Annotated in this window: 23 protein-coding genes; 6 read left to right on the forward strand and 17 right to left on the reverse strand. The window is 40.5% G+C overall.

What is annotated here, in order from left to right:
- Positions 1–57: 57 nt before the first annotated feature.
- Entirely contained in the window at positions 58–951 is an 894-nt protein-coding gene (gene galU / locus NQT65_RS03695) for a UTP--glucose-1-phosphate uridylyltransferase GalU (RefSeq protein WP_126006644.1), read from the reverse strand.
- A gap of 585 nt (positions 952–1,536) precedes the next feature.
- On the opposite strand from galU, the gene NQT65_RS03700 reads away from it, so the two are divergent.
- The 4 genes from NQT65_RS03700 to NQT65_RS03715 all read left to right on the forward strand — a co-directional run bounded on the left by NQT65_RS03700 (position 1,537) and on the right by NQT65_RS03715 (position 6,145).
- Positions 1,537–2,136: a transglutaminase-like cysteine peptidase gene (locus NQT65_RS03700; protein WP_276537790.1), complete on the forward strand. Its 600-nt coding sequence runs from the start codon at positions 1,537–1,539 to the stop codon at positions 2,134–2,136.
- A 25-nt stretch (positions 2,137–2,161) separates the two neighbouring features.
- On the forward strand, positions 2,162–4,165 hold the full coding sequence (locus NQT65_RS03705) for a bifunctional diguanylate cyclase/phosphodiesterase (RefSeq protein ID WP_126006640.1): 2,004 nt from the start codon (positions 2,162–2,164) through the stop codon (positions 4,163–4,165).
- A 23-nt stretch (positions 4,166–4,188) separates the two neighbouring features.
- A complete protein-coding gene (locus tag NQT65_RS03710; RefSeq protein WP_126006638.1) occupies positions 4,189–4,740 on the forward strand; it encodes a hypothetical protein in 552 nt (183 codons plus the stop codon).
- A 97-nt stretch (positions 4,741–4,837) separates the two neighbouring features.
- The gene (locus NQT65_RS03715) at positions 4,838–6,145 is read left to right on the forward strand and encodes an O-antigen ligase family protein (RefSeq protein WP_126006636.1); all 1,308 of its coding nucleotides are present in this window, start codon (positions 4,838–4,840) and stop codon (positions 6,143–6,145) included.
- 888 nt (positions 6,146–7,033) lie between these two features.
- Here NQT65_RS03715 and NQT65_RS03720 read toward each other — a convergent pair.
- The 14 genes from NQT65_RS03720 to yceD all read right to left on the reverse strand — a co-directional run bounded on the left by NQT65_RS03720 (position 7,034) and on the right by yceD (position 19,270).
- Positions 7,034–8,893: an alkaline phosphatase D family protein gene (locus tag NQT65_RS03720; protein ID WP_256850537.1), complete on the reverse strand. Its 1,860-nt coding sequence runs from the start codon at positions 8,891–8,893 to the stop codon at positions 7,034–7,036.
- A 3-nt stretch (positions 8,894–8,896) separates the two neighbouring features.
- Positions 8,897–9,676, reverse strand: coding sequence for a TatD family hydrolase (locus NQT65_RS03725; protein WP_029773701.1), 780 nt, complete (start codon positions 9,674–9,676; stop codon positions 8,897–8,899).
- Positions 9,677–10,028: 352 nt separating this feature from the next.
- Entirely contained in the window at positions 10,029–10,355 is a 327-nt protein-coding gene (locus tag NQT65_RS03730) for a PilZ domain-containing protein (protein WP_004587696.1), read from the reverse strand.
- Positions 10,356–10,366: 11 nt separating this feature from the next.
- Positions 10,367–11,281 carry a DNA polymerase III subunit gene (locus NQT65_RS03735; RefSeq protein ID WP_256845870.1) on the reverse strand — a complete coding sequence of 305 codons (915 nt, stop codon included), beginning with the start codon at positions 11,279–11,281 and terminating at the stop codon, positions 10,367–10,369.
- A 1-nt stretch (position 11,282) separates the two neighbouring features.
- A complete protein-coding gene (tmk, locus tag NQT65_RS03740) occupies positions 11,283–11,909 on the reverse strand; it encodes a dTMP kinase (protein WP_256850538.1) in 627 nt (208 codons plus the stop codon).
- A gap of 7 nt (positions 11,910–11,916) precedes the next feature.
- On the reverse strand, positions 11,917–12,903 hold the full coding sequence (gene mltG / locus NQT65_RS03745; RefSeq protein WP_126006628.1) for an endolytic transglycosylase MltG: 987 nt from the start codon (positions 12,901–12,903) through the stop codon (positions 11,917–11,919).
- Positions 12,897–13,700 carry an aminodeoxychorismate lyase gene (pabC, locus tag NQT65_RS03750; protein ID WP_256850539.1) on the reverse strand — a complete coding sequence of 268 codons (804 nt, stop codon included), beginning with the start codon at positions 13,698–13,700 and terminating at the stop codon, positions 12,897–12,899. Before pabC ends, mltG begins: the two co-directional genes overlap by 7 nt.
- 73 nt (positions 13,701–13,773) lie before the next feature.
- Positions 13,774–15,012, reverse strand: coding sequence for a beta-ketoacyl-ACP synthase II (gene fabF / locus NQT65_RS03755; RefSeq protein WP_004587691.1), 1,239 nt, complete (start codon positions 15,010–15,012; stop codon positions 13,774–13,776).
- A gap of 272 nt (positions 15,013–15,284) precedes the next feature.
- Positions 15,285–15,521: an acyl carrier protein gene (acpP, locus tag NQT65_RS03760; protein WP_004587690.1), complete on the reverse strand. Its 237-nt coding sequence runs from the start codon at positions 15,519–15,521 to the stop codon at positions 15,285–15,287.
- 250 nt (positions 15,522–15,771) lie between these two features.
- Positions 15,772–16,518: a 3-oxoacyl-ACP reductase FabG gene (fabG, locus tag NQT65_RS03765; protein WP_004587689.1), complete on the reverse strand. Its 747-nt coding sequence runs from the start codon at positions 16,516–16,518 to the stop codon at positions 15,772–15,774.
- Between the two features lie 11 nt (positions 16,519–16,529).
- Complete coding sequence (gene fabD / locus NQT65_RS03770; protein WP_256850540.1) at positions 16,530–17,462, reverse strand: ACP S-malonyltransferase; 933 nt, start codon at positions 17,460–17,462, stop codon at positions 16,530–16,532.
- 53 nt (positions 17,463–17,515) lie between these two features.
- On the reverse strand, positions 17,516–18,553 hold the full coding sequence (plsX, locus tag NQT65_RS03775; RefSeq protein ID WP_004587687.1) for a phosphate acyltransferase PlsX: 1,038 nt from the start codon (positions 18,551–18,553) through the stop codon (positions 17,516–17,518).
- Positions 18,554–18,564: 11 nt separating this feature from the next.
- The gene (gene rpmF / locus NQT65_RS03780) at positions 18,565–18,735 is read right to left on the reverse strand and encodes a 50S ribosomal protein L32 (RefSeq protein ID WP_004587686.1); all 171 of its coding nucleotides are present in this window, start codon (positions 18,733–18,735) and stop codon (positions 18,565–18,567) included.
- A 10-nt stretch (positions 18,736–18,745) separates the two neighbouring features.
- Positions 18,746–19,270 carry a 23S rRNA accumulation protein YceD gene (gene yceD, locus NQT65_RS03785; RefSeq protein WP_004587685.1) on the reverse strand — a complete coding sequence of 175 codons (525 nt, stop codon included), beginning with the start codon at positions 19,268–19,270 and terminating at the stop codon, positions 18,746–18,748.
- 131 nt (positions 19,271–19,401) lie between these two features.
- Here yceD and NQT65_RS03790 point away from each other — a divergent pair, with 131 nt between their 5' ends.
- Positions 19,402–19,995 (forward strand): Maf family protein, encoded by a 594-nt coding sequence (locus NQT65_RS03790; RefSeq protein WP_256850541.1) that lies wholly within the window; start codon positions 19,402–19,404, stop codon positions 19,993–19,995.
- Here NQT65_RS03790 and NQT65_RS03795 read toward each other — a convergent pair.
- Together NQT65_RS03795 and rluC are read right to left on the reverse strand one after the other, a co-directional pair.
- Positions 19,992–20,651 (reverse strand): HAD-IA family hydrolase, encoded by a 660-nt coding sequence (locus NQT65_RS03795; protein ID WP_256850542.1) that lies wholly within the window; start codon positions 20,649–20,651, stop codon positions 19,992–19,994. The two genes, NQT65_RS03790 and NQT65_RS03795, sit on opposite strands and share 4 nt — an antisense overlap.
- Positions 20,651–21,610 (reverse strand): 23S rRNA pseudouridine(955/2504/2580) synthase RluC, encoded by a 960-nt coding sequence (rluC, locus tag NQT65_RS03800; RefSeq protein ID WP_004587682.1) that lies wholly within the window; start codon positions 21,608–21,610, stop codon positions 20,651–20,653. Before rluC ends, NQT65_RS03795 begins: the two co-directional genes overlap by 1 nt.
- Before the next feature lie 756 nt (positions 21,611–22,366).
- On the opposite strand from rluC, the gene rne reads away from it, so the two are divergent.
- On the forward strand, positions 22,367–25,603 hold the full coding sequence (rne, locus tag NQT65_RS03805) for a ribonuclease E (protein WP_256850543.1): 3,237 nt from the start codon (positions 22,367–22,369) through the stop codon (positions 25,601–25,603).
- Positions 25,604–26,068: the final 465 nt, after the last annotated feature.

The following is a 26,068-nucleotide window of genomic DNA, read 5'->3' on the forward strand; positions in this document are numbered from 1 at the left end:
GTTACTTCTGTTATTGATATGATTTTGCTAATGATATTAGTTTGTTAAACAATTACTTTAATTTGAAAGTAGCTCTTTAACTTGCTTAGTGAAGTCTTCGCCCATGTGGCTAGACTGCATAGCGTATTCTACATTTGCCAGCATATAACCTAGTTTAGAGCCACAGTCGTGTGATTTACCTTTTAAGTGATAAGCTTCTAATGTTTCTAGGTGACGAAGTTGAAGTAGTGCATCGGTTAGCTGTATTTCGCCGCCCGCACCTGGTGGTGTGTATTCTAGTAAGTCCCAAATAGCCGTAGATACAACATAACGCCCCGTAATGGCAAGGTTGCTTGGTGCTTCGTCGTTATTTGGTTTTTCGACCATGTTTTTAATGGCGGCGCTTTCGCCTTCTTTTATTTTTTTACCCGCTAAATCTACTACACCATATTGGTGCACTTGCTCTTGTGGTACGGGCTCTACCATAACTTGGTTATGGCCTGTTTTATCAAAGCGGTCGATCATTTGACTTAAGTTGTCAGTTTTTGAATTAGATTTATATTTATCAATAATTACATCGGGTAACATTACCGCAAACGGGTTATTACCCACTATTGGACGCGCTGCAAGTACTGCGTGGCCTAAACCAAGGGGCGCTGATTGGCGTACAGAAATAACTGTTACGTCTTTTGGTACAATAGAGCGAACTTCTTCTAATAGGCTGCGTTTTACACGTGCCTCTAGCGTGGCTTCTAGCTCAAAGCTGGTATCAAAGTGATTTTCTATTGAATTTTTTGATGCATGAGTAACAAGTACTATTTCTTTAATACCCGCCGCTACGGCTTCGTTAACTACATACTGAATGAGAGGCTTATCTACCAATGGTAGCATTTCTTTTGGGATGGCTTTGGTCGCTGGCAACATGCGCGTACCTAAACCTGCAACCGGTAATACTGCTTTTAAAACTTTCACTTTAATTCCTTTTTAATCTGCTTTGTAAAAGCACATAAAATGGGCTAGCAAAAGCTAAACTCCTTCTTACGTACTTCACTCACCGTGTGATTTTTTTATTATACACAACACAATAATCTACTCAATAATAAAAGCGTACTTTGAGCTTGTTTTTTTGTTAACTTTATGTTGCACCAAAATAAACAAAACATGCTTTATTATGATGCAAGATTAAAATATAAACATATGTATATATTTTATAAAAATGTAATCTTGGTTTAGCTCAACCATTTATATTTTTAAAGTATAAAGTTTATCACTAACAATAAACTTGTTTTAAAACATTAGCCTTAACATTTAGCTCAAAATTAAATGGCTTTATTGCTTAAAATAGCACTTAGTGCATACGGCTTAGCCATTTGTAAATACCTAGCAAATACTAAGCCGTTATTTGGCTTTAAATATAAATACGCCTTCTCTACCTTTTTAAATTTAAAAACACTATACTTGCTGTGTGTTTGTTTAAGGTATTTTTGTTATAGGAAGCATGTGCGCATAAAATATTGCCTTGTATTAATAGTGTCGTTTTTTGTATGCGCACAAGATATGCTTTTATACTTACGTAATAGCGATATAATTGCGCGTGCAGAACAACAATACGGCGGTAGCGGGCATAATCGTATAAAAAACTGGCTTACCTTTATTGATGACTCTGCCGATAAAAGTGAGTGGCAAAAAATCCACCTCGTTAATGACTTTTTTAATAAAAATATTAAATACAAATCTGACGATGAACTGTGGCAAAAAAAAGATTACTGGGCCACACCATTAGAAAGCTTAGGTGTTGGTATGGGCGACTGCGAAGACTATGTAATAGCCAAATATTTTACACTTATTGCCCTTGGCCTACCTGAAGAAAAAATACGGTTAATGTATGTTCGTCAAAAAACGGTTAACCAGCCTCATATGGTATTAATTTACATTGAACAACCTAACCAAGTACCTTATGTACTTGGTAATTTTAATACTAAGCTTTTGCCTGCCACTCAGCGCCCTGACTTAACGCCAATATACAGCTTTAATGGCCAAGGTTTATGGTTAGCTAAATCGAAGGGGTTAGGTAACAAAGTAAAAAACAGCCGTGGTGTATCTGCTTGGAATACAATGCTAGAGCGAATTGAACAAGGTGAGCTAGCTCCCATATAGAATAACGTTAAAGGAACTATTAGTTATGTCGTCTTTTTTTAAAAATGGCTTGAGTTTAAAAACGCAAGTTTATGGATTGATTATAGTCATTTCATTAATTTCTTTTTGTGTTCGGGTAGTTACCGATGTAGATACCACTCGCCAGTATTTGCAAACCCAAATGGGCAGCCACGCTCAAGATACCGCCACAAGTTTAGGGCTTTCTATTTCGCCCTACCTTGAAGAAGACAGCATAATGATTGCTCAAACAATGGCAACGGCCATTTTTGACTCAGGTTATTATAAGCAAATAAAGTTTACTAATGCCCAGGCTGAGGTGGTTTTTGAACTTGTAAACCCTAAGCGTGTTGAATCGGTACCTAATTGGTTTATAAGTGCAGTTAAACTAAACGCGCCAACTAGGCTGTCTGAACTAAACAATGGCTGGATTATGGCGGGCACGCTTGAAGTAACAAGCCATGTTGGGCAGTCGTATCTAACCCTTTGGGAGCATACTAAACGCAGCTTTTATGGATCGTTTTTATTATTAGTAGCGTCACTGGCTGTTGCATTTTTAATACTGCGTGCTGTTTTTAAACCACTTAGAGCTGTAGAAAACCAAGCCCACCTAGTTACACGTAAGCGCTTTACACTCAACGATGAAATACCTGTTGCGCGCGAGCTGCGCACTGTAACTAAAGCCATTAACAATATGGTTATGAACCTGCAAAGTACGTTTGACTCGCTTACTAGGCAAACACAAGCCCTGACCGAAGAAGTATATATAGACCCTTTAACTGGTTTAGGTAACCGAAAGTCGTTTGATAACCATTTTAACTCGGTAGTTGACTCTATAAGTGACGAGACACCTATTACTGCAATGATGATTACCCTGCCCTCGCTTGCAAACATTAATAAAACGGTAAGTTATCAAGACGGTGATGAACACGTAAACGAAGTGGCAAACATACTCAAAACCACGTTTGGCGAGCTTACTAATGCAAAAGTGTTTAGGTTAAATGGCAGTACTTTTATTGCCCTTGCCCCCTACGATAGTGATTTTTTAAATAGAACTCGCCTTGAAATTACTGATGCATTTAGCCAGCAAAAAAATAGTTTGCATGTTAATGGCTTTGCTAACTTTGCGTTAGTAAGTGTAGAAAAAGGAATGCCTGTAGGTCGCGTATTATCAGCGTTAGACACGGGCTGTACAATTGGTGACACAAACAATAATAAAATAGATAAAGACACTTTATTTAGTGTTAATCAGTGGCGCTCACTTATTCAGTCTATTTTAGCATCAGGTGAGGTGAGTTTTTCAGTGCAACCTGTAAAACGTGCTAACTCACAAAATAAGCAATGCTATTTTGAGGTATTTGCTCACTTTATTCATGAAAACGAGAAAGTGAATAACGGGCATTTGTTTGCTATGGCCGAAAAGCTTAATTTGACTGAAGAATTAGACAAAAAAATAATTCGTAATTTTGTTAATGTTAAAGAGCAATATCCAAACGATGTATTTGCGCTTAATTTAAGTAAAGCATCATTATACTCTACTGAGTTTATTGAATGGTTAACACTTTACGCCCATACTAAACCTGTTTTAAAAACTAATCTGTTATTTGAACTACATGAGATTAGCTTGCTTTATAATGTTCATATTGCTTCACAACATATAGACATAATAAAAGACATAGGCATTAATGTATGTGTTGAACATTTTGGTACTAGCCTTACCTCGTTTAGATACTTGCAAGGCTTAGATATTGAGTATGTAAAAATAGACGGTAGTTACATACAAGACTTACTAGATAACAGCCAAAGCCAATTTTTTATTCAAACAGTTAATAATATTTGTCATGGCTTTGGTATAAAGGTGCTAGCTTGTTTAATTGAAAAACCTGAAACATTACACATGCTTGAAAACCTAGGGTGTGACGGTGTACAAGGTAATTTGATTATGCCGCCTTCGAAAGTTATAAAAACCACACAAAGTAGCACGAATAAACAGTTTACTTTTTGTGCTGATACGCTAAAATTCTGTAATTAGATAATCTCTTAAAGGGACACAAGATGAAATCACTTATACTTGCTAGCTTGTTTGTTGGCGCTTCGAGCTTTGTAACATTTCCTGTTTATGCTCAAGCAGACAACGATGTAATTGTGCAAACAGATAACCTAGATACTTTAATAAATATTTTAACTAATGCGACTGCTGACACCCCCTCAGAAGAGTTACAAGAAGAACTAGTAGTAGCCATTGAGCAACTTTGCCAAAATACCGGCCCAGTCGATTTAGACTCACCTATCGCTAATGGAACGTGTTCTGCTGAGCAGCTTGATATAATTATGAATGCAGTTATTGCAGCCATTGGCGCAGATAGCCCGTTTATCTCTGATTTTTTAGCTGCCTTAGTTACTGCAGGCGTTGATAGCGATGCTGTAACGCTTGCTGCAATAACAGCTGGAGTTGATGCAACTATTGCGTCAGAAGCAACAGCAGCTGGTCCTACAGAGCCTACAGCACCAGCTGGCCTTGTAATTGTAACCTTGCCTACAACAACCGTTCCTCAAGGCGCAGGCGGTACCGGTGGTGACGCTGGTATTTCTGAAGTTGGCAACTAAATAATAACTAGTTTTATAATACAAACGCAGCCTAATGGCTGCGTTTTTACTTTAAACACTATTGTTTAACTATTAGCTCGTTTTTTTTGAGAAAGCTGTGAATCGTTTTATATTTTTTTTGCTGTGTGCAATTGTTTTTTTGCTGCCCCTTCCTTTAGGTAGCTACCGACCCTGGGCCATTATGGCAATGGGTATTTTAATTTGTATAACCTTTGTTTTTCACCTAGTTAATAGCGCTGTAAATAACCAAACGTTGTACCCTCCTCGCTATTCTTTACCCATTATTTCTGCTTTATTATTAGTATGCGCTATGTGTACTTTGCAATTTTTTACTGTGAGTTTAGACCCCTTTCAAACAAAACAAATGCTGTTAAAAACGAGCTTTATGGTTTGCTTTTGTTGGCTTATATTTATTTATTGCAATAATAGTGAGCGTATAAAAAAGCTTATTTATACCATTATTGCAGCGGGTGTTTTTCAGGCTTTGTATGCAACTTACCTAAATCTTTCGCCTGACATGCTTAGCCCTATTTTTGGATATAGGCACACGCAACGCGCCATAGGTACGTTTACTTACTCTAATTTTTTAGCTAACTATTTAGCGCTATGCTTATGTTTGGGTATTGGTGTATTAGTGAGTGAATTAAAGCGAGGTAGTCATGCAAGTGATCTTACATTTAAACAAACTTTGCGCGCCTGGACTGAGATTTTATTAAGCTCAAAAATAATTTTGCGTATATCGTTAATTATTATAATTATTGCGCTAATTTTAACGCGCAGTCGAATGGGTAATTCAGCCTTTTTTATAGCACTGATGGCTGTTAGCTTGTTGGCTTTGTTTGTTTACAATAAAAAACCTAAAGCGTTTAAGTTACTTATTATTAGTTTTTTTATAATTGATTTGATCATTATTGGTGCAATATTTGATGTAGAAAAAGTAAAGCAACGTATAAGCGAAACCAGTATTCAATCTGAAACACGTGATGAAGTAGTTCGTGATTCAATCCCGTTAATACTCGACAAGCCTTTATTGGGTTCAGGTGGCGGTACGTTTTATACAGCTTTCCCTGCGTATCAATCTGAGCCGTACTCTGGCTATTACGATAATGCTCATAACGACTATATTCAATTTGCTGTAGAGCTAGGTATACCCGTAACATCAGCTTTAGGGGCGCTTATTTTATATTGCTTATGGTTATGTATTCAAACCATGCGAAAACGCAAAACAGCGTTATTTCAGGGCGTGGCTTTTGGTTGTGCTATCGCTATTGTAGATATGCTGTTACATTCGTCGGTAGATTATTCGCTCCAAGCAGGCGCTAATTCAATGTTGTTTATGGCTATATTATGTTTGGCGATTTTAAGTAATAAAATAGTTGTTAAGCGAGGGCGTGATTTTAAATAGCTATTTTTAAAAATATTTGCACAAAGAGGTCTAGAGACGCTGCGCTTTAGAGTAGTGATAAATAAAATGCCAGGATTAGTTGTGTTTTCTCATTTACTCCTCTTTGTGCAAATTTTTATATTATTTTAATCACAAAGAGGTTTAGAGACGCTCCACTTTAGAGTAGTGGTAAATAAAATGCCAGGATTAGCTGTGTTTTCTCATTTACTCCTCATTCACTTCTCTTTGTGCAATTAGCTTAAGTTACTTTTTCACAAAGAGGTGAAGAGACGCTACGCTTTAGAGTCGTAATAAACAAAGTAAAATGTTTGCATTAGTTGTGTCTTCTCTTTTACTCCTCATTCGCTTCTCTTTGTGCAATTGAACTTAGTTATTTTTCACAAAGAGGTTTTGAGACGCTCCACTGTAGAGCAGTGATAAATAAGATGTCTGGATTGGTTGTGACTTCTCATTTACTCCTTATGCTCTTCTCTTTGTGCAAATTTTTATATTATTTTAATCACAAAGAGGTTTAGAGACGCTCCGCTTTAGAGTCGTGATAAATAGATGCCTAGATTGGTTATGTCTTCTCATTTACTCCTTATGCTCTTCTCTTTGTGCAAATTTTTATATTATTTTAATCACAAAGAGGTTTAGAGACGCTCCGCTTTAGAGTCGTGATAAATAAAATGCCTGGATTAGTTGTGTTTTCTCATTTACTCCTCATTCAGTTCTCTTTGTGCAATTGAAATTTGTTATTTTTCACAAAGAGGTTTTGAGACGCTCCGCTTTAGAGTGGTAATAAACAAAGTAAAATGTCTGCATTAGTTGTGTCTTCTCATTTACTCCTCATTCGCTTCTCTTTGTGCAATTAAGGTTTTTAATTCACTCAACAAATTTTTCGCGGCTTTACTGCTCTTCTAAATCAAACTCGGTGGTGTGGCCGTCGCCGTGGATTAGTTGATAACGCGCTAAATCTCCTTGCTTCAGTGTAATTAAACTAATAGCTGAGTCGCTTACTAGGTACTTTTGGCCTTCACCTTTGGTTTGGTGTTTATCTACTTCCATATGCCAGCGTTTGGTGAAAAAGTTAAGCGGGCTTTTGGGGCCGTATAATATTGAGTCGAGCTTATCGAGTACATTAATTAGCTTACGCGGAAATTCGTTTTTAATACCACTGGCGGTGAGCTGCCATATGCGGTTTGGGTGATCGCCAAAGCGTTTTTGCACCGAAAAACAAAAAGAATAATGCACATCACCCGATAGAATAAGCGTTTCGTTAGGTGTGTCTGTACGCCTAAAGGTATCAAGCAGTTTTTTGGCCGATCCTTCGTGTGCCATCCAGTTTTCTACATCAACCATAAGCGGCTGGCCGCACATATTAAACGCCGCCTGTATTGCTTCTATTGATTTAACGCCAAACACTGGCGCTGGCGATACAATAATTACTTTGCTGTGGCTCAGCAGGCTTTCTTCAAGCTCTGTTAAGCGCTCCCAATCAAGTAAGCCTGAGGGTTCATTAAAGTTACTTTCGTTACGCCAGCGGTGTGTGCGGGTATCAAGCACAACTACTTTAGGCGTGGTGGTAAGCTCATAATGCCAATAGTTAAATTCGTTCAGAGGCTTATCAAAATCTTTAAACTGCCAACTATTGTTGGCGTTACGGCTTTGTTTAAAATCATCTATAAGCGCGCCGGTTTTATGTAGCGCGTCGTTGCCCAGCCCTTGAAATAGCCAATAACTTATTAGCCCATTATTAATGATGCGTTTACTACTTGGGTTTTGATTTATAGCTTGCTCCCACCCTGCTGTTAGGTTCCAATCATCGGTAACATCGTGATCGTCAAACATCATCAAGGTAGATACATTAGCAAATAAACGCTCTACGCGATTTAAGCCTTTTGCATAGTCAATTAACGCCTTTTTTTCGGCGTTAAAAATGGTGTTATTTTTTTCATTGCCTTGTGTGTAATGGCTATTTTTAATATCAACGCATTGCCACGCGGCGGCACTAAAGTTAAGTAAATACAGCGCTATAAATTCTTCAAAGTGAATTAAGTGATTATGCGCTTTTACGCTAGAAAAATGAGGCTCGTCTTTTTTTAGCCAGTACCCAACGCCCAATTTTGAACGTTTTTGCCATGGCGTTTTTGGTAAGTAATGATGGCGGTTAAAAAGCTGCTCATTTATATCTGCTGGTAAATTGAGCTCAAGCGGTTGCTCTTTATAAAGTCCTAATGCATCTATTAGCTGATGAATAGCCAATAGCATAGGGCCGGCAACATCATCGGCGTAAACTTGGTCTCCGCTAAGCAGTAAAAGCTGTGCGCCCTGCAGTTTATTACTGCGCTGGGTATTTTGCCATTCACTTGCTGATACTAAGCTGTCTTTTGCGGGGTGATGTGCGTTGCGACACGAGCCATGTAAAATATGCGTAAGCTTATTGGCAATTGCAAACGAAGGCGCTGCTTGCCCTTCAAAGCACCAAGGAGTTAAGTCAATTTTTTGCTCGTTAATATGCAGTGTATAAGCTAATAATGTGTCGAGCGGAAACTGGCTATCAACAGGTTTTATAATTATAAAATGCAGGTAAAGGTGTTTACCTAATGCAATGCTTTGCTGCTCGCTGTAGCTTTGTTGGTTTTCAAGTGTGATTTGGCAATTGCCAGGGCGTGAAGTAGCAAACTGTATACATATACCACTTTGCTCAGCTCGGCGCACCATAGGCCCCATTAATAAAAGTGGGAGTTGCGCCGATTGAGTAGTCATGTGTTAGCCTTTTGCTGCTAATTTAAAAAGTGAATAAAAGTTATCCGTTGTTGCTTTTGCAAGCTCGTTAAAGCTAATACCTTTAAGCTCACTAATATAGTAGGCAACATCTTCTACATACGCAGGCTGATTTGTTTTTCCACGGTACGGCACAGGTGCTAAATAAGGCGAGTCTGTTTCGATGAGTAATCTATCGAGTGGGATTTGTTTTACAACTTCTTTAAGCTCTACGGCATTTTTAAAGGTAACAATGCCTGAAATTGAGATATAAAACCCCATATCAATCGCTTTTTTGGCCATATCCCAATCTTCGGTAAAACAGTGCAGTACGCCACCGCAGTTTTCTGCTTTGTGCTCACGCATTAAGTTAATGGTATCGGCTCTGGCGTCACGGGTATGAATAATCAGTGGCTTTTGTAGTTCGTTTGCTACTTCAATATGGCCAACAAAACTGGCTTGTTGTACTGCATGCGTGTCTTTTGAATAATAGTAATCTAGGCCTGTTTCGCCAATCGCGACTACTTTTTCATGCGATGCTAAATCAATGAGTTGCTGTTTATTAAGGGCATCTTTTTGATCAAGCGGATGCACGCCACACGATGCCGATACATCGTCGTAATGTTTAATTTTTTCAAGCATGCTTGGAAATTGATCAAGCGTTACACTTACACATAAAAAGTGCTCTACTTGCTTTGCGCGGGCGTTGTCGAGTACTTGATCTAGGTTTAAATCTAATTTGTCAAAATCAAGACGATCTAAATGGCAATGAGAATCTACAATCACTATACGGCCTGTATGGTTTTGGGTGTTAAATTATACTAACCTGCAAAATACTTAGTTATACCAATTTGCAATAATACCTAATCATTTTGCGAAGCTAAACGTGTCGCTGCCTGCGATAAAAAATTTTCATTTACGACTGCATGAATGCAGAGCAATTGCCGAGAATAACTAAATAGCGAATTTTTTACCTAGCTATCAACACGTTTTTCCAGCCTCAAAGTAAATCACTTAAGTAAGCGAATGGGTATTAAACGAGTTGGAATAAGCAAGTTAGTATTGCAAGTTAACGAGGGTTAAGCGCTCGCTAACCGGCTGCTTTATGCATATCACTATTAAGCAAATGCGTTTAAAACTACATGGTATATGTAGGATTACCAGAGTTTAACATAGTGCCTAATAGCTTTTCGATTTTAGCGTTTAAATTTGTTTTATCATCTAAAAAGCTAATGCCTATACCTGGTGGGTTAGAGCTTTGTGCGCCTTGTGGTGTGATCCAGGCAACTTTACCCGTTACCACGTCATCTTCTAGCGCATCAGGTAAAGTCACTCTGAGCGCTAAAGAATAGCCGATTTCGTAACGCATATTGGTACGTACAAATAGGCCGCCTTTTTTTAAATAAGGCATGTAGCAACGATAAAGTTCGTCAAGGTTATCTACATCAACTAAAAGCTCTTGCATATGTATTCCTATTAAATGTTACGCAGGGCATGCGCTAAACGCGACACTGCTAGAGGTAAATTAAGCCCGAGTACCTCTGTGCTATTTTGTAAAAATTCATTCAACGCTTGCTGAGCACTTTGGTACGCGTCAAAGCTTAAACCCATTATAAGCTGCTGTTTTAATTGCTCGCTTAAAAATAATGTAAAAATGCGTATTAGCTCAGGTTGTTTGTTTATAATATTTACAAGCGGACTAAAATTATGGCTTTGTTTAAACTCAGTTGCAAATTTATATAAAGTATCAATGTGTTGAAGCTGCTCTTGCGCTTGCCACTGTTTAATTAAAAGTGGTTGCGTATAAAATAAAGGCAGCCACACATAGTCACTAATATTTAAATCGGCTAACCAGGTTTTAGCCGCTTCTGGGTTTACGACTTTTATGTCTGTTTTAGCACAGCGGCTTAAAATGGTGGCAGGTAACTGCGCAGTGTGGCTTGTGGTTAAAATTAAAAAACGGCTATTACTGGGCTCTTCTAAGGTTTTTAATAACGCGTTTGCTGCTGCCGTGGTCATTTTTTCACAGTTTTCAATAATGGCCACTTTATTACCATTTTGCGCAGCAGAGTGGTTCATAAAATCGCTTATCGCACGAATATCGTCAACACCAATGCTTTGCCCTTCAACTTGCGTTAGCCGTTTATCAGGGTGGTTACCCGCAAGTGTTAATGAGCAACTTTTGCACTGCCCGCACGGGGCTAACTTGCTACCTTCGCTTTGCATATGGGTATTAATATTTTGACATAATAAGCTATTAGCTAATTGCTCGCTTAGCTCAAACTTACCAACGCCTTTTGGCCCGCATAACAATTGTGCATGATGAAAACGCTGCGCTTTATAACTTTGCGCAAGCTGTTGCTCTACGTTATTAAGCCATGGCAATGCCATGTTATTTTAACCCTTCAAAAAAGGTGCGCAGTACATTGATTATATCGCGGTGAACTTTATCAATACTTTGGTTGGCATCTACGGTTTTTATTGAGCTATCGTCATTTGCCAGCTCAACATAACGCATGCGCGTGCGCTGGAAAAACTCAATGGCTTCTTGCTCAATTCTATCAAGCTCTCCACGGCCTTTAGCACGCTCAAGGCCTATTACGGGGTCTATATCTAGGTAAATGGTTAAATCAGGTTTTAACCCTTTTAATACCATAGACGACAAAGACGCTAACGTATTAGCGCTAATGCCGCGCCCACCACCTTGATACGCTTGAGATGATAAATCGTGGCGATCTGCTAATACCCACTGCCCTTTATCAAGCGCCGGGTTAATTACATTATGCATAAGCTGCGAGCGAGCTGCGTACATAATAAGTAGTTCGGTTTCAAAGGCTATGTCTTCTTCATGCTCGGCTTTTACTAAAGTACGTAAAGACTCGGCAAGCGGTGTACCACCAGGCTCGCGTACGTTAATAAAGTCTATTTGTTTTTTATTTAAAAAGTCTTGGCATAACGAAATAGCCGTTGATTTACCTGCGCCTTCAAGGCCTTCAATAACAATAAATTTTGGTTTCATATAAAGTTTAATTCGTTTTATTTAATATATACGTTTTAACTGCCGCGTTGTGTTGCTTTAACGTGGTTGAAAACTGGTGACTGCCATCGCCCTTCGCCACAAAATAAACATACTGTGTTTTAGGCGGATTAAGCGCTGCTAAAATAGCCGCTTTTGAGGGCATGGCAATGGGTGTTGGCGGCAGCCCTTTAATGCGATACGTATTATAGGGTGTGTAATCGCGTAAATCTTTTCGTTTAATGTCACCGTCAAAACTCTCCCCTAGGCCATATATTACGGTGGGATCGGTTTGTAGGCGCATATTTGCGTTTAATCTATTTATAAATACAGCGGCTATTAACGGGCGCTCACTGGCAAGGCCCGTTTCTTTTTCGATAATAGAGGCCATGATAAGTGCATCATATGCGTTTTTATACGGTAGGTTTTCTGCACGTTGTGACCATGCTTGCTCAAGTGTTTGCTGCATTTTAACGGCCGCACGTTTTAATAAACTACTGGCAGTATCACCGCTGTGATAATGATACGTATCTGGAAACAGCCACCCTTCTAAATGGCCTTTTTCTCCTACTATTTGCTGCGCCAGTTGCTCTGTATTTAAGTTATTAGTTAGATGCGGCGCACTACTAATGGCTGCTATCACTTCGCGTAAGTTTTGCCCTTCGATAATAGTAAAGCTAAAACTGATTTGCTCACCGTTGTTTATTTTTTTTATATTATTAATAACGCTTGTATTCGTTAGCTCGTACAAGCCGGCTTTTAAGTCGGTTAGTGTTGGGTCAAGCTTTGCAATTACTTGGTAACGCCAGCAGCTTTTTAACCAATTATTAGCTTGCCATTGTTTACATAGCTGGTTAAAGCCCATGCCTTTTTTAACTTCAAACTGGGTAGGCGTTGTTATATTTAGCGGGCTAGTTATTGTTGCTTGTAATTGCTGATACCCTACTAGCGTTGTAACTAAAGCTAACAATAATACCGATAAAATAACTTTTAACACTTAGCCTCCTTGGCTAATAATTCATTTAATAAACACATGCTTTGTTCAACATTAAATGTATGTTGTTCTATACGACTAACGGGCACAGCGCCCATTAAGCTATTACAAATAAATACAGCACTAGCTTGGGTTAATTCATTTAGGCTTACTTGCTTAAATTCAACCGCTAATTTATCACATAACGATTGCAGATAAACCCCTTTAATACCGCATTGCTCAAGGCTTGGCGTATATACCTTATTATCACTAATAGCAAAAATATTAGCTGCCGAGGCTTCAATCACATTGTTTTGATGATCGAGTACTAAAACATCGTCACATTGCTGTTTTGCCATGGCATTTTTAATCAGCACTTGTTCTAGTCGGTTAAGTGTTTTTAAACCGGCTAATAAAGGTTGGGCTGCTAATTTTATTGGGCTTAGGGCTAAACTCACCCCTGATTTAGCTAATGCTGGGTAGCTTTGTGGAAACCCTAACACGGTAATTAAAATGGTTAAATGGGTGTGTTGCGGCAATCCATAGCCTCGCCCACCTTCTCCGCGGGTGATCACTATTTTAAGCACATTTAATTGGCAGCCAGTAATCGCCTTTGCAATATGTTGCTCAAGCTCAGTAAAGTTAATTGCAGGAAACGCTAAGCGTTCTGCGCATTCTACCAAACGTGCTTTATGGTACTGCCAGTGCTCTACTTGCCCAGCAATTACTTTGGCTGTGGTAAAAAAACCATCACCGTAGTTAAGGCCTCTATCGCGTGTATTAATCGCACTTGTATCATCGGTTGTTATTATTGTTTGCATATTGAATGGCTTGCATAAAAAAAGCCCAGTTAAACAACTGAGCTCTTATAATGTGGTTCGTTGTTAAAAAGGATTATACCTTTTTAAATAGCAACGAGCCATTAGTCCCACCAAAACCAAATGAGTTACACAATGCAAAGTCGAGTTTTGCATCACGTGCAGTGTGGGCTATGTAATCTAAGTCACAGCCTTCATCTGGGTTGTCTAGGTTAATGGTGGGCGATACTTTTTGATCGGCCAGCGATAAAATAGAAATAATAGACTCTACAGAACCCGCTGCACCTAATAGGTGTCCCATCATCGATTTAGACGAGCCTACCATTACATCTTGCGCTGCACTGCCAAAAATAGTTTTAACAGCTTGCGTTTCGGCTTTGTCGCCTGCATTAGTTGATGTACCGTGTGCGTTAATGTAACCAACTTGGTCTGCATTTACTTGTGCATCGTTTAATGCATTTTGCATAGCAAGTGCCGCACCTGCACCGTCTTCCGGTGGCGAGGTCATGTGATACGCATCACCGCTCATACCAAAGCCAACAAGCTCAGCATAAATTTTAGCGCCACGGGCTTTAGCGTGTTCATATTCTTCTACTACAACAACACCTGCACCATCAGATAGTACAAAACCATCGCGGTCTTTATCCCACGGACGCGACGCAGCTTGTGGGTCGTCGTTACGGGTAGAAAGCGCACGTGCAGCATTAAAGCCACCCATACCAATAGGTGTACAGGCTTTTTCTGCGCCACCGGCAACCATCGCATCGGCATCGCCGTAAGCAATCATACGCGCTGCATGGCCAATATTGTGCAGGCCTGTAGTACATGCCGTCACAATAGAAATATTAGGACCACGTAAACCATGCATCATTGATAAATGGCCCGAGATCATATTAATAATGGTTGATGGCACATAAAATGGAGAAAGCTTACGTGGGCCACTGTTAAGTAGCTTTATATGGTTTTCTTCAATTAGGGTTAATCCACCAATGCCTGAACCTACAGCAACACCAATACGTGTTGCGTTTTGTTCAGTAACTTCAAGACCTGAGTCTTGAAAGGCTTGAACACCCGCTGCAATGCCGTACTGAATAAATAAGTCCATTTTTTTAGTATCTTTCGCCGACATGTATGCAGTTGCATCAAAGTCATTTATGAGTCCAGCGAATTTAGTACCAAATTTTGATGTATCAAAGTGGGTTATATTTTGTATACCACTTTTACCATCTAATAAGCCTTGCCAGGTAGATTGCACATCATTACCTAGCGGCGTCAACATTCCTAAGCCAGTTACGACGACTCGACGTTTAGCCACGGTTTGCCTCCAATAAGGGATATTTAAACCAATTGATTAAAATAGTATTACTTTAGTAAGCCGTTTAACTCACTAAGTTTAAATCTATTGGCATTACAAAGGGAATTCATACCCAAGCGACCTCAAAGTGCGAGTCTCAAATTCAACTAAAGATGTGCTATTACAAATGAATGCAGGAGAGAGTAAAAGCGGGTGAATTTGAATCATGAACTTTGAGGTGGTTTGGATATATAGATTAAAGGCAGCGAATGCTGCCTTTAATATGCGATTAATTACTCAGCGTGAGCTGATACGTAATCGATTGCAGATTGTACTGTAGTGATCTTTTCAGCTTCTTCATCTGGGATCTCAGTATCAAACTCTTCTTCAAGAGCCATAACTAGTTCAACAGTATCAAGAGAATCCGCACCTAGGTCGTCTACGAAAGAAGCTTCGTTTTTAACTTCTTCTTCTTTAACACCTAGCTGTTCGATGATAATTTTTTTTACGCGTTCTTGGATATCGCTCATTCTTCTTTCCTTTATTAAAAACGCCAATGCGTTATTTTCAGATTGCGGCGTAGTTTACGCCGCATAATTCTCTGATTCAATGATTTGACCATAAATAATTGTCTGGTCAAACCTCTGAGTGTTTGTTTTGTCTTTTATCGCTTATTTTCACAGCGATTCCAAGTATGTTTAAAGCAAGATCATAAAAATTTCAATGTTTTTGAGGTCACTTACTTAAGTTATTTTTAGCATTTACTTTTAACAATGGCGGTTAAACCATGTACATCGCGCCATTTACATGCAAAGTCTCGCCAGATACATACGCAGCCGCGTCAGATGCTAAATAACACACTGCCGCTGCTATTTCATCAGGCTGACCTAATCGACCTGCTGGTACATTAGCAAGGGTGGCCGCTTTTTGATCTTCTGTTAGCTCATCGGTCATATCAGTTTGAATAAAACCTGGGGCTACTACATTTACTGTAATGCCGCGCGATGCAACTTCGCGTGCAAGCGATTTAGAAAAGCCAATAACACCCGCTTTAGCTGCCGCGTAGTTAGCTTGGCCTGCATTACCCATAGTGCCCACAACTGAGCCAATATTAATAATACGGCCGTTCTTTTTCTTCATCATTGGGCGTAATACCGCTTTAGATAAACGGAAGATAGAGCTTAAGTTAGTGTCGATAATATCGTCCCACTCACCGTCTTTCATACGCATTAATAAATTATCACGGGTAATACCTGCGTTATTTACAAGTACGTCAACATCGCCTAAGTCGGCTTTTATTGCTGCTAATGTAGCCTCAATCGATGCAGGATCGGTTACGTTTAAAGCATAACCCTTACCGTTATCACCTAAGTAATCGCTAATTTTAGCCGCGCCTGACTCACTCGTAGCAGTACCTGCTACTTTTGCGCCTTGCGCTACTAAAGTGTTCGCAATTGCTTTACCAATACCACGGCTTGCGCCAGTAATTAGGACAACTTTGCCCTCTAATGAAAATAAATTAGTCATTTTATATTCTCTTATTTTGCAGCGTCGATAGCAGCAGCGTCATTTACTGAGCCACATACCATTGCTTTATCAATTCGTTTTGCAAGGCCAGTTAATACTTTACCTGGGCCAAATTCGTAGCTTTGCGTAATGCCTTGAGCAACTAAAGCCTGTACTGTTTCTGTCCAACGAACTGGGCTGTATAGTTGACGTACCAATGCATCTTTAATTGCATCAGCCGAGCTTTGTGCTTTTACATCAACATTATTAATTACATCACACTTAGGTGTATTAAATGTTAAAGCGGCTAAATCGTTGGCAAGTTTTTCAGCCGCTGGTTTCATTAGTTCACAATGTGAAGGTACGCTTACACTCAGTGGTAAGGCACGTTTTGCGCCGGCATCTTTACACGCTTGTGAAGCTCTATCAACAGCAGCTTTATGCCCTGCAATAACCACTTGCCCTGGTGAGTTATAATTTACCGGTGAAACAACCTCGCCTTGTGCAGATTCTTCACATGCTGTTTTTATTTGCTCATCACCTAAACCAATAATGGCAGCCATAGAGCCTACGCCCGCAGGCACAGCTTCTTGCATGTATAAGCCACGGTTTTCAACAAGTTTTACCGCTTCACCTAGGCTAATAACGTCACTACATACCAATGCAGAGTATTCACCTAAGCTGTGACCAGCCATAACCACATCCACATCCACATCTGGGTTTGCAGCTAACCAGTGGCGGTAAATTGCCACGCTTGCTGTTAATAAAGCAGGTTGAGTGCGGTGAGTTTGATTAAGTTCTTCTTCTGGGCCATTTAGTACAAGCGCTGCTAAATCGTAGCCAAGTGCGCTTGACGCTTCGCTAAAGGTTGCTTTTACAATGTCAGAGCTCTCTAGTAGCTCGCTTAACATGCCAACGCTTTGTGAGCCCTGACCAGGAAATAGAAGTGCAATTTTTTGTGCCATACTTTGCTCTTTTTAATTAAACAAAAATTTAGTGTAACTACGGCACCTAAACGTTATTCGGCCGCCGAGTTTTTAGAATGTGTTTTTTCGAAAATAGCGGCTATTTTATCTGGAAGTTGACGTTCAACCTCTTTTACCGCTTCATCGATTGCTGCTTGAAATGCTTTTGCTGATGCATTTCCATGGCTTTTAACGACAATACCGCGCAATCCTACCAGAGAAGCACCGTTATACTGGTCGGGGTTCACCCGATTATAGAGTTTTTTTATGATAGGACTTAAAATAAACGCCATGCATTTGTAAATTAAGTGCTTTTCTAGGGCGCTTGTAAACTTTTTCATGATCAGTTTAGCAATGCCTTCGCAGGTTTTTAATGCAACGTTTCCGACAAACCCTTCACACACAATGACATCGGCTTTCCCCGAAAAAATATCACTGCCTTCACTGTAACCCGTGTAATTAATATAAGGGCTTTGCTGCATAAGCTGCGCTGCTTGCTTTATGCCTTCATGGCCTTTTATGTCTTCAGAGCCAATATTAAGTAAACTCACTTTAGGGTTGTCGCAGCCAAGAGCTTGGCCTGCTACTACCGAGCCCATAATGCCAAATTGATAAAGTATTTCTGAATCACAATGTACATTAGCGCCTAAATCAAGCAGATAAACTGGATTTTTTCGCTCTGTAGGAACGGCCGATATCAATGCAGGGCGTTTAACGCCAGGCAGCATTTTTAATACGTAATGAGCCATAAAAAATAAAGCGCCGGTGTTTCCCGAGCTTACACAGGCTTGTGCTTCACCCGATTTAACTAAATCAAGGGCGACACGCATAGAGGAGTCTTTTTTAGAACGCACAGCTAAAGCGGGTTCGCAGGCATTAGTGACAACTTCGCTGCAATGGCGAATAATTAAACGTGGGTGTGAAAGTGAATCGAGGGATTCTAATTGATTAGTAATTACTTGCTCGTTGCCACATAAAATGAGTGTTAAATTGGCATGAGCATTTACTGCGCAAACGGCAGCGGGGATAGATGAACGGGGGCCATAATCGCCCCCCATCATATCTAACGCTATGGTTAGATTAGTCAGCATAAAGCAATCTCTTAGTTAGAAATTACTTGAACGCCTTTGTAGTAACCGTCAGCAGTTACATGGTGACGACGATGAGTCTCACCTGAAGTTTGGTCAACTGTTAAAGTTGGACCGTTGATCGCATCGTGTGAACGGCGCATGCCGCGTCTTGCACGAGACTTTTTGCTTTTTTGTACAGCCATTAGTCTTCTCCTAAGAATCTTTCTTAAGTTGTTTCAAAATATCAAATGGATTTGGTTTATCATCTTCCGCCTTTAGTACACCAAAGCTAGCAGGCTTTGATGAGTAATTGCACGAAGCTTCGTTGTGTGTAGGCACTAATGGCACTGCTAAAATTAGCTCGTCTTCGATTAACTCAAACACGTTAATTTCACCGTTTTCATCAAGCGCTACTTCATCGTAGACTTCAGGAAGATCATCTGACTCAGCATCCAAACCAACAGGCGAATACATAAAGTCTTGATCCAAATCCAACCCTAAATCATCATTACAACGCTGACAAGTTACAGTTACGTGTGTAGACAAATTGCCACTAATCACAACTAAACCTTGCTCATCGGTTTTGCACTGAATTTTTACCGCTATTTCACCTACTTCTTCCTGTACAACACCTCGTAAACGAGCAAGTTTTTCAAGCGGTACAATACCATCGTAAGTTAAACGGTGTTGCGCTGCTTTCCCAGGATGAAGAGTGATGGGAATTTTTACCTTTTGCATAGGGGCTGCATCATATAGATAGTTAATTGGTTAGTCAAAGCAAAAAAGCATTTTTACATGGTTTTTCACGTGTTTTCATTACGGATCTGATTTATCCTAACTCAAACTAATCTTAATTAGGATAATAATTTATGAAGCACCCGCTTATATTAGCGTCAAGCTCGCCATTTAGGCAGTCTTTATTGCAAAAATTTAATCTGCCATTTAGTACTTTTTCGCCTGATATTGACGAAACAGCTATACCAAACGAAACCCCTGAGCAACTTGTTAAGCGCCTAAGCGAGCGCAAAGCGCGTGCCGCTTGCGATCATTTTGTTAAAGGCCTTGCAATCGGCTCCGACCAAGTGGCCGTATTTGATGGGCAAATACTTGGTAAACCTCATAATAAAGAAAACGCCATAAAGCAGCTTTCTTTGTTTAGCGGCCAAACTGTCACGTTTTTAACTGGCCTGTGTGTTTACGATATTACTAGCGATAAAGCAAAAACGTTAATAGAGCCTTTTGAGGTAGTATTTAGAACACTCACCAAAGAGCAAATAGAAGCCTACTGCGATGCAGAGCAGCCATATAACTGTGCTGGGAGCTTTAAAAGTGAAGGATTAGGGATTTGCTTATTTGAAAAATTAAACGGAGACGATCCTAATAGCTTAATAGGCTTACCTCTTATTAAACTCAGCCGGCTATTGGCTGAGTTTAATCTCGACATACTCGCCGCGCAACCTTAGCCAAGTAGTATGCGTTGCAGCTGCTGGTAATTATCAACGGTTGCAACGGGGCTAAACTCACTTAACTGCACTGCACTGTGTACGCCCATGGTAACGCCAATTCTATCTATGTTGGCTGCCTGTGCCATGGCCATATCTATTTTGGTATCCCCAATCATGAGTGCTTCGTCGGCATTTATTGCTAATTCAGCTAATAGTTGTTCAAGCATATCGGGGGAAGGTTTAGAGCGCGCTTCATCGCTTGTGCGCGTGGCACTAAAGTAATGCCCTAACTGAGTTTGCTCTAATAAACGCATTAAACCATCACGCCCTTTACCGGTGGCAATCGCTAAAATAACCCCTTGTGCTTTTAACGCACTTAGTACATTTTCTACATTATCAAATACAGGAGTGGCAGTCGTATCAACACGGTATTGCTGTTTATAGCCGTTAACTAATGCGGGATGATGCGCTACCTCGTCAGGAAATAGCACCTCAATAGCAAGTTCAAGCGACATACCAATAATATTTTTAATTGCAGTGTCGCTCGGCGGCTCAATATTAAGCGCCAGCGCACTGTGACGAATACAATTAACAATTTTGCTAATTGAGTCCATTACAGTGCCATCCCAATCAAAAATAACCAGTTTATATTTTTTTAATACAGCGGTGGTCATTACGCTTTAGCATCTCTTAATTTTAAAATACAACTTTTAAGTGCGTTATCAAGCGGTGCCTCTACACGCATGGTAGTTTCGTTTTTAGGGTGATAAAAGCTTAAATCGTGGGCGTGTAAAAATAAGCGGTTTAAGCCTATTTTGCGCATTGATACATCAAACCCTTGGTCGCCGTATTTATCATCGCATGCAATAGGGTGGCCTTTACACTGTGTATGAACACGAATTTGGTGAGTACGTCCAGTCACAGGTGAGGCTTGCACTAACGAGCACTCGTTAAAACGCTCAAGTACTCTAAAGCGAGTATGTGAAGGTTTACCTTCGTTATTATCTACACGCACCACGCGCTCGCCCGACTTGAGGGTGTTTTTACGCAGCCCTTCAGTTACATTTTTAACCGACGAATCCCACTGCCCTGTGACCAACGCCCAGTAATTTTTTTCCATTGTTTTTTCACGCAGCTGCTCATGCAATGCGGTAAGTACCGAGCGACGCTTAGAAATTAATAAACACCCCGATGTGTCTCTATCAAGCCTATGTACTAGCTCTAAACTGCGCTCATCTGGGCGTAATACGCGTAGTGCTTCTATTAAACCGTAGCTTAAGCCACTGCCGCCATGTACAGCCATGCCCGAGGGTTTATTAATTACAATAAGGTATTTATCTTCAAATAATATTGCGTCTTCTAATTGCTTCACTTTATCGAGCTTTTTAGGCACAAACTCTTCGCGCTCTGCTACTTTAATTGGCGGAATACGCACTACATCATCAAGCTGTAATTTGTAAACTGGCTTAATACGCTTTTTATTAACGCGGACCTCGCCTTTGCGTAAAATTTTATAAACAGCGCTTTTAGGCACCCCTTTTAAATGGGTAATAAGAAAGTTATCAATACGCTGACCTAAATGGTCTTCGTTGATTGTGACAAAAGTTACTTGTAAGCCGGTTTTTTCTGACATTGCCTAATCACTGATTTAAGTAAAATAATTTAGTTGCTAACACGGTTATAATAGTGGGATAATCAGCAGCGCAAATATTTAGTATTTGCAAATAACAACGGTGCTTTTTAACACATTAAAACATTCGTGATGCACATTCTGGGTAGCCGATCATACAGATCCGAGTTAAGTTTTCCAAAGCTTTTATGCCTACTCAGTTAACACGTGCGATCAACTAACAGTAATGCGCGTAATATATTACTGGTTAAGTTTGAACATGAATTTACATTTAATGTAAAAATAAAAGCAATGAACAAATAATTTGTTTGATAGTGACGACGTAAAAACGTTGTTCAGCATTTGCTCACACGTAGTACCGTATAGCAGCTTATTTAGAACTAAAAATCTAGTAAATAAGCGTTTATTAACATTCGGCAGCGAACTTTGCTCGCAAGTACTTAGAAAATACTCATCGTATTTAAGTTACTTAACGAGCCCTACGCGCCTAACATAAACGTACTAAAAAGATTGATATGACAGGCCAACTTCTGGGTAAAACTTGTAAAGAGCGTAAGAGCCGACAGTTTTAGCACCATAAAGAATTTAATAACGTAAGCGTACGTTATTGTTAGCCAGCATTTAAAAAATACTGCATACACATTACAGAGCGTTCCGTTACAGACCCAGTCGTGAGGCTGCACATTCTAAAAAAAGGAACAACTGAACAGGCGAACACGTTTCGTCATGTCAGCGACAAAAAATAAGTAGAGTAACAATATGAAACGTATGCTAATCAATGCAACGCAGCAAGAAGAAATGCGCGTAGCACTGGTTGACGGCCAGCGCCTATATGATTTAGATATAGAAAGCCCAGGTCACGAACAGAAAAAAGCCAATATTTATAAAGGCAAAATCACACGCATTGAACCCTCTTTAGAAGCGGCTTTCGTAGATTACGGCGCCGATCGTCATGGTTTCCTTCCTTTAAAAGAAATTGCCCGTACTTACTTCCCACAAGGTTACACTTTTCATGGTCGCCCAAATATTCGCGACGTGATTAAAGAAGGCCAAGAAGTAATTGTACAAGTTGATAAAGAAGAGCGCGGCCAAAAAGGCGCAGCCCTTACTACCTTTATCAGCGTAGCGGGTAGCTACTTAGTGCTAATGCCAAACAACCCTCGTGCAGGCGGTATTTCTCGTCGTATTGAAGGCGATGAGCGTACAGACCTTAAAGAAGCACTTAGCCGTTTAGAACTTCCTAAAGGTATGGGCTTAATTGTACGCACAGCAGGTGTTGGCAAATCGTTTGAAGAATTAAACTACGATTTAAAAGCACTTTTAGTACATTGGGATGCAATTCAACAAGCAGCCGACAGTGCTAAAGCGCCGTTTTTGATTCACCAAGAAAGCAATGTAATTTTCCGCGCTATTCGCGATTATTTACGTCGTGATATTGGTGAAATATTAATTGATAAACCACGTGTATTTGAAGAAGCTAAAGCGCACATTGAGCGTTTTCGCCCTGACTTTATGAGCCGCGTAAAGCTTTATCAAGGCGACACGCCATTATTTACGCATTATCAAATTGAAAGCCAAATTGAGTCTGCGTTCCAACGTGAAGTACGTTTGCCTTCAGGTGGTTCAATTGTAATTGACCCAACAGAAGCGCTTACCTCTATTGATATCAACTCGTCTAAAGCAACAAAAGGCGGAGATATCGAAGAAACAGCACTGAATACTAACTTAGAAGCGGCTGATGAAATTGCGCGTCAATTACGTCTTCGCGACTTAGGTGGCTTAATTGTTATCGACTTTATCGATATGACACCGCCACGCCATCAGCGTGAAGTAGAAAACCGCTTAAAAGATGCCGCTCGTCCAGATCGTGCGCGTGTACAAATTGGTAAAATTTCGCGCTTTGGTTTACTTGAAATGTCGCGCCAGCGTTTGCGCCCTTCACTAGGTGAAGCAAGCCAAGGCCCATGTCCGCGTTGTAGCGGCCAAGGTACTATTCGTTCTAACGAGTCTATCGCCTTGTCTATTTTGCGTTTAATTGAAGAAGAAGCAATTAAAGACAACACAGCACAAGTAAATGCACAAGTGCCTGTAGCGGTTGCCGCTTATTTATTAAACGAGCAGCGCAGAAGCGTTCATCGTATTGAAAAGCATCATAAATGTAATGTGGTTATTATTCCTAATCAACACATGGAAACACCGCACTACGAAGTGATGCGTTTACGTAAAGACGAAACACTAGAAACAGTAAGTTACGAGCAAGTTGTTGCACCTGAGCCAGAATCGTTCGAAATGGCTAAACCAGCAGCTGCGCCTGTTCGTGAAGAGCCGATGCTTAAAGGTGTTGTTATGCCTTCAACGCCAGCGCCACAAGCTAAAGTAGACAAACCAGCAGCGCCTGTTGCTGTACCTAAGGTTGAAGGTGGCCTATTGGCTGCTATTGGTAATTGGTTTAAGTCGTTATTTGCTGGTGAAAGCGAAGAAGAAAAGCAAGCAAAAGAAAAAGCTGAGCAAGAAAAGCAACAGCAAACACGTAATAACAATCGCCGTGGTAACAGTGACAACCGTCGCCGCAATAACAACCAGCGTCGTCGTAATAACTCTCGCTCTAAACCTCGTGGTGAACGTCCTGCTGAAGAAGAAGTGAAAACTGAGTCTACCGCGAACGAAAGCCAAGAGAAAAACGAGAACCGCAATAAGCGCCGTCGTAATCCTAACTCGCGTAAGCGTAACGATAACCGTAATAACGACAATCGTACCGCAGACAAAGAGCAAGTTAAAACGGACGTAAAAGCGAATGAAACTGAGGCTAAGCAAAGCACTGAGCCTAAAGAGCAAAAGCCAAAAGTTCGCCGTCAACGTCGTAATGTTCGCAAAAAAGTACGTATCCAAGATGAAAATACTGAGCAAGTAAAAGCATCTGATACTACTGAGCAAGCGCAGCAAAGCACTGAAACAGCTCAAGTAGAGCAGCCTAAAGCGCAAGAGCAAGCGCCAGCAGCAAAGCAAACTACAAATGAGCAAAAGTCAGAGCAAACAAAACCTGCACCTGTGAAAGAGCAAGCGCCTAAGGCACAACCTGAGCAAGAAGAAAAGCCAATAGCTGCAGCGTCAACTGACGAAGCAAACTCTGAAGATGAGCAAGGGCAAACACGTACGCGTTCACGCCGTTCTCCTCGTCACCTTCGCGCTTCGGGGCAGCGTCGCCGTCGTCCTGAACAAAGTGAAGCTACAGAAGAAAAAGCAGATGAAGCTCCGGCATTTGTGCCAGTAGCAGATCAAGCTGCCGCTGAGTATGAGGCAGAGCTAAAAGCAAAAGCTGAACAGCCAACCTCAAACGATGCATCAGAAAATGTTGAGCAAGCGTTAGCTGTAGAAGATTTAGCTAAAGTTGAAGCTGCCCCTAAAGCAGAGCAACCAACAGCCAATGACGATGCAGTACAAACTGTTGATCCTGAAACAGCTGAAGAGCCAGTTGTTGTTACTGAGCAACCAATAACAACATCTGAGCCTGTTAAATCAGAGCCTGAAGTAGCTGAGCAACCAGCAACACCAGAGCCTGTTAAAGCAGAGCCTGAAGTAGCTGAACAACCAGCGAAACCTGAGCCTGTTAAAGCAGAGCCTGAAATAGCTGAACAACCAGCAACACCAGAGCCTGTTAAAGCTGAGCCTGAAGTAGCTGAACAACCAGCAACACCAGAGCCTGTTAAAGCAGAGCCTGAAGTAGCTGAGCAACCAGCGAAACCTGAACCTGTTAAAGCAGAGCCAAAAGCAGCTGAACAAAAAGATGCCAATGCAAAAACGGTTATAAGCAAAGGGGCGGCAAGCGCACCTATGGCTCAACCGACACCAGTTGCTGATAGCGACGTAAAGCATACATCAGTTGCCATGGCACACGATAAACGTGAGTTAGTTCCTGATAGTGGCTTACGCGCAGGGTCAATTAAACCTGCAGGTCGTGCTAGTTCAGACATGACTAAAACAATGAGCGCTGAGTAACCCTTAGCCTCATTAAAAAGCCGCGCTATGTAAAAATAGCGCGGCTTTTTTGTTTTAATACCTGTCTTGTCCTGAAATATGTTTTGTCATTTACCCCTCTTTCGCTTCTCTTTGTGCAATAGATCTTCATTTTTTTATTAGTAAAAAATTGAAAAAACCAAAACGCTGATTCTCGCGTGAGCAGCTTCACGCCTACGGGCGAAATTTCATACAGTGAATTTTAAATTGTACACTCAGCTTGTTGGCGTGATGGGCAAAGCCCGTAATAAACGCATATTCACAAAGAGGATAAGAGACGCTGCGCTTTTAGAGTGAGTAATAAAGCTAAACAAGCTAATTTGAAGGGCTCAGCTAATAAACAATAGCTTGTACTTTCTCATTTACTCCTCTTTCACTTCTCTTTGTGCAATAGATCTTTATTAGCAAAAATAAATAGCTGCTTCTCGCGCAAGTAAGCATTGCGCC

Source organism: Pseudoalteromonas agarivorans (assembly GCF_024518735.1).
In the GTDB taxonomy this organism is placed as follows: Bacteria; Pseudomonadota; Gammaproteobacteria; order Enterobacterales; family Alteromonadaceae; genus Pseudoalteromonas; species Pseudoalteromonas atlantica.